Below are 8,805 nucleotides of genomic sequence, written 5' to 3'. Positions count from 1 at the left end.
TGATATCGATGCATTTGATGCGAAGATGGAAGCGCAAAAAGCGCAATCTAAAGCGAATTGGAAAGGTACAGGTGACGCTGCAGAAACAGGTGACTTTAAAGCACTTAAAGAGCAGTTTGATGTCAATGAATTTGTAGGTTACACAAACAACACCGCTCAGGCAAAAGTACTGGCACTGTTAGATGAAGATTTTAAACAGGTAGAGAGCATAGATGGCAAGGGTTGGGTACTTCTTGATAAAACACCATTTTATGCAGAGTCAGGTGGACAGACAGGTGATCGTGGAACACTTAATGCGGATGTAAAAGTACTTGACACGAGAAAATTCTTAGAGATGAACCTTTCGGAAGTAAAAGGTAAGTTGAGTGTAGGTGATGAGGTAGAAGCAGTAGTTGATAACAGCCGTATCGAGATAGAGAAACATCACTCTGCAACGCACTTGCTGCATGCAGCACTTAGAGACATCCTTGGAGAGCACATTGCACAAGCAGGTTCACTCAATGATGACAAAAGACTGCGTTTTGACTTCTCTCATCCACAGGCGATGACGGCTGATGAGATCAGTAAAGTAGAAGCATGGGTGAACGATAAGATCTCTAGAGGTATTGCAGGTAAAACGGAAGTAATGAGCGTAGATGAAGCGAAGAACTCCGGTGCGATGGCACTCTTTGGTGAAAAATATGGTGATGAGGTACGTGTAGTAAGCTTTGCTGGAGATTCTATAGAACTTTGTGGGGGTACTCACGTAGACAATGCTTCGCAGATAGGTCTTTTTATGGTCACTAAAGAGAGTGGTGTAAGTGCTGGTGTAAGACGTATAGAAGCTGTTTGTGGAAATGCTGCAAGAGAAGCGGTAAATGCGTTAAGAGATGAGCTCAATGAAATTAAAACAGAGCTCAAAAACCAAAATCCGGTAGCAGGTATCACTAAACTCAAAGAGCAGCTGAAAACACTTAAGGGTGAATTGGCTTCTGCTATGAGCAGCAGTCAAAAAGAGTTGAGTGCTGTAGAAGTTAATGGCGTGAATATCATCGTAGAAGAAGTTGAAAATGGTGACATCAAAACGATGATCGATGAGCTCAAGAACAAATATGAAAACATTGCTGTGATGCTCTTTATGAAAAAAGGTGACAAAGTGATGTTGGCTGCGGGGTCTAAAAATACACCGATCAAAGCAGGTGACTGGATCAAGTCGATCGCTCCTATCGTTGGTGGTGGTGGCGGAGGACGTCCAGACTTTGCACAGGCAGGTGGGAAAGATCCGAGTAAGATCACTACAGCGCTTGAAGAAGCAAAAGTTTATTTGAGTGAAGTGTTAGAAGGCGGAAATTAACATGACAGAACTATTTAACAACTATGGACATTTATTGGTCTTTTTACACGTACTTTCTGCCTTTATCTGGGTAGGTGGCATGATCGCGATCCGTGTGGCAGTTCATCCTGTAATTAGCAGAGGTGGTGTGACCGCAGCGGAGATGTTGCAAAACGATGTAATGGATTCTATGTTGAAACCTAAACAGAGATTAGGTATAACTCTGCAGGTAACAGGTAGACTCTTTAATCTTGTTATACCTTTTATTATGATCTTATTTGCCACAGGTTTGATAATGGCGATAGCTACAGGGGGACATCATGGTGATTTGAAATCGCTTTTTCTTTCTAAAGAGATACTTTGGACCATCATGGCAGTCAATTACACCTATATGTATATCAAACGTGCAAAAGCATGGAAGCTATTTGCCAAAGGTGAGATTGCACTCGCTAAAGCACAGATGAGTTTCATCCCCAACTTACTTTTACCACTGAATATCGTTTTAGGTATTGTAGCACTTTGGCTAGGTGTAAGTCTTAGAGGGTTTTAATGAGTACGATCTGTTTATGCTCTTCTTCTGAGAGTAGGGCATTGCTCCTAAATAACTTTGGAATCGATTTTATTCAAAAATCAGTAGATTATGATGAAGAACAGATCACTACATCTATAGCAAAAGATTTTGTCTATACCGCAAGTAAAGGCAAATTGGATGCAGCCATTCGTGAGTTGGGCTTGGAGACACCCTTACTTTGTGCAGATACGGTGATCGCAGCTGCAGATGGTACTATTTTACGAAAAGCTAAAAATGTAGAAGACGCAAGACGCATCTTAAACATACAAAGCGGTTCGACGATCTCTATTATCTCCTCTGTTCACTATAAGTCAAGGAGACTGGCGTTTTCAGATATTTCAGCAACGCATTATCATTTTTCAAAGTTTGAAGAGGATGATCTTGAAAGATATCTTGAGAGTGGCTTATGGCAGGGAAAAGCAGGGGGATGTATGGTTGAAGGTTTTTGCAAAAAGTATATACAATCTGTAGACGGGTATGAAAGTACGGCTATGGGGCTGCAGGTAGAAAGTCTTTTGCCATGGATAAAGGCTGGAAGTTAAAATGTATGAAAACGAATTAAAAGCCCTCAAAAAAGCGGGAAGATTTAGAGAGCGTAAGCTTTTTGATGACAGGTTGGATGACCTGGCTTCTAATGATTATTTGGGGTTGTCACTGAATAAGAAACAGTTTAAAAAAGCAGTAAAGCTTGTCAATGAGTATGATACTGTAAGTTCCAAAGCAAGTATGTTGGTGAATGGTTATCATCCTATTCACAGGATCTTTGAAATGACCATGGCAGAGTATAATGATTTTGAAGAAGGACTGGTAGTAGGTTCTGGCTTTCTTGCAAACATGGCACTCATAGAAGCACTGGTTCGTAAAGGAGATATGCTTTTTATGGACGAAGAGTATCATGCTTCCGGTGTGATGGCTTCACAACTTTTGGGAGACAGGGTAGTTACATTTGCCCATAATGATGTGAATGACCTAAGAGAAAAGTTAGCAGCACATCCGGCTAAAAGACAGATCATTGCTGTGGAAGGTGTCTACTCTATGGGTGGAGATCTGTGTAAAAAAGAGATATTTGATCTTGCTGATAAAGTCAAAGCACTGCTCATCGTAGACGAAGCTCACAGTGCAGGGGTACTTGGACTAAAACTTTTGGGTATCTTTGAATATTATGGTATCAGGATCAATGAACGACATATAAAGATGGGAACATTAGGTAAAGCCTATGGTTCTTATGGGGCATATATTTTGGCTTCCAAAAATGTGATAAGTTTTCTGGAAAACAGAGCAAAACCCATTATCTACTCAACGGCACCATCTGTGTTTGATACGGCACTGGCACTGGTGAATGTAAAGCATATACGTAAAAATGCAGCAACATACACAAAGAAGATCTTGGAACGTCAAATAGCTGTAAGAAACCAGTTGGGTATCAACTGCCAAAGTTTGATCGTACCTATAGAGATGCCAAGCAATGAGCATGCACTTTATGTACAAAAAGGACTCATGGATCAAGGGTATCTTGTAGGAGCCATACGTCAGCCTACAGTAGAAAAACCTATTATGAGGGTCATACTCAATTTGTCTGTCTCTGTGAAGAAAATGAGACATGCGTTGGCACTCATTAGCCATAACTCGGTACAATTATAATTAAAAATCAAAAAGATGTATATAAAGGGTCTGTGTGTTCAATAGTTTAGTAAAAGGTTCCATTATCTTAGCAATGGTATTTGGCGTAGCACTGACTGCAGCTTTTATATATGCGTATGAAGAGATATCTTTAGATGCAGATAAACTGATTAACTATAAGCCTGAAACCTCTTCGATCGTCTATGATAGACATGGTGAAAAACTGGCATATGTCTTTAAAAACCAACACCGTCTATACGCACGTTATGATGAAATCCCTGGTTTTCTTGTTGAAGGGCTTGTGGCGATGGAAGATACACAGTTCTTTGAGCACAATGGAGTGAACCCTGATGCAATCCTAAGAGCGATCGTCAAAGATATTCAAGCAGGTGCTTTTGTTGAGGGTGGAAGTACACTGACCCAACAACTTATTAAGAATAAACTTCTCTCCAACGAAAAGAAACTGGCACGTAAGATCAAAGAAGCCATCTTGGCATTGAAGATAGAAAATGAGTTAAGCAAGGAAGATATTATTGAGCGATATCTCAATGAGATATCGTATGGTAATAACTATTTTGGTGTTAAAACAGCAGCCAATGGTTATTATCATAAAGAGCTCAATGAGTTAACGCTCAAGGAAGCTGCTATTTTGGTTGGTTTGCCAAATGCACCAAGTTTCTATAATCCACTTAAACATTACAAACGGGCTTTGGATCGTGCCAATAATGTACTTTACCGTATGAAAAGTATCGGGTGGATCACGCAAAGTGACTATCTTAAGGCAGTCAAAGAGTCTCCTAAGATCTATAAAACATCTTTAACCCAAAATATAGCACCTGGCATAGTAGATGAAGTATTGAGACGGTTTAAAGGAAAACTGGGTGATGTTCGTACGGGTGGGTATGAGATATATACCACTATAGATATGAAACAACAGGCCATCGCAAAAGAGGCTGTTGATTTTGCTTACAATAAGGCACTTACAAAATATAAAGAGAAAGCAGAAACCTCTACATTAAATATGGCATTTGTGGCCGTTGAGAGTAAGACGGGTGATATTTTGGCGATGGTTGGTGGAGCAGATTATGAAAAATCTGCCTATAACCGTGTGACACAATCCAAACGTCAGCCTGGATCTGCATTTAAACCGTTCATCTATCAAACAGCATTAGACATGGGATATAACCCTGCAAGTCCATTGACAGACCTTGCAAGAACATTTCAATATTATTTGAACGGTAAACCAAAAATTTGGGCACCGAAAAATTATGAGCGTGACTTTAAAGGATTTGTTCCGTTTAGAGAAGCACTGGTACATTCACGTAACCTTGCTACCATTAATTTGGTTTCTGATCTGGGTGTAAGTACAATACGAAAAAGATTGGCATTTTTAGATGTACCGCATATACCTAGAGATATGTCTATCGCACTGGGTAACCTTGGGTTAAGCCCACTTAAAATGGCACAGATATTTTCAGTGTTTGCAAATGAAGGTCATATGATAGCACCTAGACTGGTGAGTAAGATAGTTTCTAAAGAGGGTGCAGTGATCTATGAAACACGTCCTAAAGAGATAGAAGATTTCACTACACCGGAACAGGCTTATCTGATGACAGATGTCTTAAAAGATGTCGTGAAAAGAGGTACGGGTAGAAATGCACGTGTAGAAGGCATAGAACTTGCAGGAAAAACAGGGACAACAAACAACAACATAGATGCATGGTTCTGTGGATACTCCCCAACCATCGAAACCATTGTCTGGTTTGGTAGAGATGACAATAAACGTATAGGAAAAGGAGCTACAGGAGGTGCATTGGCCGCACCTGCATTTGCTTTTTACTATAAAAAGTTATTGGAACTATATCCTGAGACAAAGCGGACATTTGACATACCTGAGGGTGTATTTAGAGGTGAGTATGAAGGCAGATCTGAACTGTACACAGAGAATTCTCCATTACCCGACAGTCACAAAAAACCAGTACAAAACTATGATGAATATGATCAACTCTTAGAAGATGAGATGGAAATCGTAGAAGACATTGATCCTGATGATGGAGAGATAGGCTTTGCACCTACGATCAATATCGATGAAGATCCAGTGTCAGAAGACCCTGCAGAAGAGGCTATGGAAGAAAATGATCCTTTACATCCTAAACGAAAAGTGCCTTTAACACCTGTTTCTAACGATAGTGGTACACTATTCTAGTATGGAAAAAGAGTTGATCTTTGTCCTTGACCCCATGTGTTCTTGGTGTTGGGGATTTGCACCTGTTATAGATGAACTCCATAGTACTTTAGTGGATGAATATAAATTTTCATTGGTTCTAGGCGGCTTACGTACCAAAGGTGAGATGTCCTGGAATGAGAGATCAAAAGAGTATCTTAAAGGTCATTGGAAACAAGTATCCCAACGAACAGGACAAGCGTTTTCATACACCTTATTTGAAAAAGAATTTTTTGACTACGACACTTATCCTGCATGCAAAGCAGTGATAACAGTACGTGAACTTTTTGGAACACAAAAAGCTTTTGCATATCTGCATACCATACAGGAAGCCTTTTATACCAGAGCCGAAGACATCACAAATATAAATGTGTTATGTGATCTACTGCAGACTGTGGACTTAGACAGTACAACATTTAGGGACTTCTTTGAAAGTGACAGAGCACAGCTTCTGCTGGAACATGATTTTGCAAAAGCACATTCCATGGGAGCGAATGCCTTTCCTTCTGTTGTCGTTATAGATGAAGAGGGGCATATGGTTTGTCAAAAAGGCTATCGTAGTCTACCGGAAATGAAAAAATTATTAAAATAGCACAATCACAATAATATTGGAGAAAATATATGCATAGTTTTGCACCCGAGATCATACTTATAACCATACTGGGGTTGGTTGTCTTTTCAGATGCCGTTGCCAATAGATTTAAAATACCTTCGGTCTTTTTACTGCTTATAGGTTCGTACACTATTTACACCTATGTACCGATGGCTGTACCTATAGATCTCAAATACTATTTTGATGCCATCATCTTGTTCTGTATACCGCTTATCTTTATGGGAGATGCTCTGCATTTACACTTCTCTGACATCAAAAAATACGGTTGGGATATCTTTTACCTTGCTGTGATCGCGGTAGCGCTTTCTATATCTGTAGGGGCAAGTATGTACTACTTAGGTGTGTTTGAAGGTCTGACTTTGGGTGCGTATGTGTCTCTGTTTGCCATCAATATGGCTACAGATGCTGTGTCTGTGCAGTCTATACTTTCTCGTTTTCAAGGTATCAGTCATCATATCAAAGTACTTATAGAGGGTGAATCACTTGGAAATGATGCTACTGCTGTTATCGCATTCTTTTTCATAGGACTACCATGGATGATGAGTGGAGAGATAGATGCTGGGCATGCAGCTATGGATGCTTTACGTGTATTTGTGGTGAGTTTAGGGATAGGTGTTGCACTTGGATTTGCATTTTATATGCTGATGAAACTCTTTTCAGACAAAAGAGGAGAGTTTTTCATGTTTATTATAGAAGCATATCTTGCCTATGTTGTAGCAGAAGAGATGCATGTCAGTGGTATCTTAACACTTATTACGGCTATCATAGCTACAAAAGCTTGGATAGATATGGACATCGAGGCCCATGAGGCAGAAGGTAAGGCACGTAAAACAAGAAGTTTTTTGCATAAGCTTCGATTAGATGGGATAAGAGCGACTACCAATGAACGACTGGAATATATCTATGAGATGGCAAAAGAGTTTGGATACATCGCCGCAGTTATGATATTTTTTGTCTTAGCTGAGATGGTGAGTGTAGAGAAACTATGGCAGTATAAAGTGGAAATATTGATCATGTTTGGTATCACGACATTTATTCGTGCTGCTTCTATGGCAAAGTTTGCCTTTTTTGGACATAAAACAAAATCGATACAACCTGTAGGAAAAGAAGGATGGTTTATTCTTACCTTCTCAGGCATGAAAGGGGCACTGTCTATCATTTTAGTGCATATGATACCTGCCTCTTTTGAACACAAAGAGTTTTTTGAAGTGGTGACCACCGGTGTGGTCATGATGTCGATTTTTGTCTACGGAACAGTACTTTGGGGATATTTTACATTTGTGAAAAAAGAGGAAGAACCTTCTATTTTTAAGAAGTAAGATATGATAAATACGGGGCTAAGAGAATTATTCTCTTAACTCACTAAAACGTTTGAGTAAATATTCAAGTCCCACTCTTTTTTCTGCTTTTGCATCCACTTTTTCTTCCAGGAAATCAACAACCTGTCTTTGAAGTTTGACTTTTTCCAGCTTCCTGATGTTAGTTAGTGTAAATAATATATGAAATGATGATAAAGAAAAGAGAAAGTTTATATATGTTTGGAAAGGGTATGAAAGTGTAGAAAAACTATTCCCCCAAAGAGAGGGAATAAGATATTAACAAGAGTAAGTTGTATAGAACTCAAATCCTGTAGGTCTAGCTTCATCCGGGTGTACTTGACTTGCAAACATATATTGTCTATATGTTGTAATAAATTCAGCTGTCATAACAGGTCTAAGGAACTCGAAATCTTCACGGAGATCCAAAAGTGCTTCTCTTAATGTACGAGGCATTTGCGGGATATTTTTATCTTTGATCTCATCTAGAGTAAGTTCAAATAGATCGATATCCATCGGACCAACAGGTACATCAGCATTTTTAATACCATCAAGACCTGCAAGCATTAGTACTGCAAAACAAAGGTAAGGACAAGCCGTTGAATCCGGGAATCTTGTCTCAATTCTAGTAGCCATCTCACCTGCACCATAAGGGATACGACAAGCAGCTGAACGGTTTTGGCTTGAGTAAGTCAAAATAGATGGTGCTTCAAATCCAGGAACAAGTCTTTTGTATGAGTTTGTACTTGGGTTTGTAAATGATGCAACAGCACCAGAGTGTTTAAAGATCCCACCAAGGTAGTTTAATGCCATTGTAGAAAGGTTTGCATATTCACCTGGCTTATAGAAAAGGTTTTTACCGTCTTTCCAGATAGACTGGTGTACGTGCATACCGTTACCATTGTCACCATAAAGTGGTTTAGGCATAAATGTTGCAGATTTACCATTAAGGTGAGCAACCATTTTAACAACATATTTATATTTTTGTACATTGTCAGCAGCTTCGATCATGTCACCAAATTTGATACCGATCTCACCTTGTGCTTGTGCAACTTCATGGTGACCTAACATTACTGTTAACCCTACTTCTTCCATGATGAGCATCATTTCAGCTCTGAGGTCTACCATCGTATCTGTTGGCATTGTAGG

7 protein-coding genes and 1 pseudogene are annotated in these 8,805 nt (G+C 39.5%); 7 read left to right on the top strand and 1 reads right to left on the bottom strand.

Features of this window, described 5'->3' with window-relative positions:
• The 7 genes from ABYK33_RS11000 to ABYK33_RS10970 form a co-directional block, all read left to right on the top strand.
• Positions 1-1,333, top strand: a 1,333-nt coding sequence (locus ABYK33_RS11000; protein WP_373033254.1) for a DHHA1 domain-containing protein, incomplete at its 5' end; no start/stop codon positions are given.
• Position 1,334: 1 nt separating this feature from the next.
• On the top strand, positions 1,335-1,862 hold the full coding sequence (locus ABYK33_RS10995; RefSeq protein WP_373033253.1) for a hypothetical protein: 528 nt from the start codon (positions 1,335-1,337) through the stop codon (positions 1,860-1,862).
• The gene (maf, locus tag ABYK33_RS10990; RefSeq protein ID WP_373033252.1) at positions 1,862-2,425 is read left to right on the top strand and encodes a septum formation inhibitor Maf; all 564 of its coding nucleotides are present in this window, start codon (positions 1,862-1,864) and stop codon (positions 2,423-2,425) included. The genes ABYK33_RS10995 and maf overlap by 1 nt, the downstream gene beginning before the upstream one ends.
• Before the next feature lies 1 nt (position 2,426).
• Positions 2,427-3,524 (top strand): aminotransferase class I/II-fold pyridoxal phosphate-dependent enzyme, encoded by a 1,098-nt coding sequence (locus ABYK33_RS10985; RefSeq protein WP_373033251.1) that lies wholly within the window; start codon positions 2,427-2,429, stop codon positions 3,522-3,524.
• A gap of 34 nt (positions 3,525-3,558) precedes the next feature.
• On the top strand, positions 3,559-5,709 hold the full coding sequence (locus ABYK33_RS10980) for a transglycosylase domain-containing protein (RefSeq protein ID WP_373033250.1): 2,151 nt from the start codon (positions 3,559-3,561) through the stop codon (positions 5,707-5,709).
• A 1-nt stretch (position 5,710) separates the two neighbouring features.
• A complete protein-coding gene (locus ABYK33_RS10975; RefSeq protein ID WP_373033249.1) occupies positions 5,711-6,319 on the top strand; it encodes a DsbA family protein in 609 nt (202 codons plus the stop codon).
• Positions 6,320-6,348: 29 nt separating this feature from the next.
• Complete coding sequence (locus ABYK33_RS10970) at positions 6,349-7,659, top strand: cation:proton antiporter (RefSeq protein WP_373033248.1); 1,311 nt, start codon at positions 6,349-6,351, stop codon at positions 7,657-7,659.
• A gap of 276 nt (positions 7,660-7,935) precedes the next feature.
• Here the strand turns inward: ABYK33_RS10970 and ABYK33_RS10965 are convergent.
• A pseudogene (locus ABYK33_RS10965) lies at positions 7,936-8,805 on the bottom strand (type I glutamate--ammonia ligase); the annotation flags it as partial.

It is taken from the genome of Sulfurovum sp., assembly GCF_041562805.1.
Classification (GTDB): domain Bacteria; phylum Campylobacterota; class Campylobacteria; order Campylobacterales; family Sulfurovaceae; genus Sulfurovum.
The sequence above is the reverse complement of the archived record's forward strand: the minus strand, read 5'-3'. Positions and strand labels throughout refer to the sequence as shown.

What these genes read in the sequence shown, in the direction of transcription:
- ABYK33_RS10995 (WP_373033253.1), top strand. Translation starts at nt 1,335, where the DNA reads ATGACAGAACTATTTAACAACTATGGACATTTATTGGTCTTTTTACAC.
- ABYK33_RS10970 (WP_373033248.1), top strand. Translation starts at nt 6,349, where the DNA reads ATGCATAGTTTTGCACCCGAGATCATACTTATAACCATACTGGGGTTG.
- ABYK33_RS10985 (WP_373033251.1), top strand. Translation starts at nt 2,427, where the DNA reads ATGTATGAAAACGAATTAAAAGCCCTCAAAAAAGCGGGAAGATTTAGA.
- ABYK33_RS10975 (WP_373033249.1), top strand. Translation starts at nt 5,711, where the DNA reads ATGGAAAAAGAGTTGATCTTTGTCCTTGACCCCATGTGTTCTTGGTGT.
- maf (WP_373033252.1), top strand. Translation starts at nt 1,862, where the DNA reads ATGAGTACGATCTGTTTATGCTCTTCTTCTGAGAGTAGGGCATTGCTC.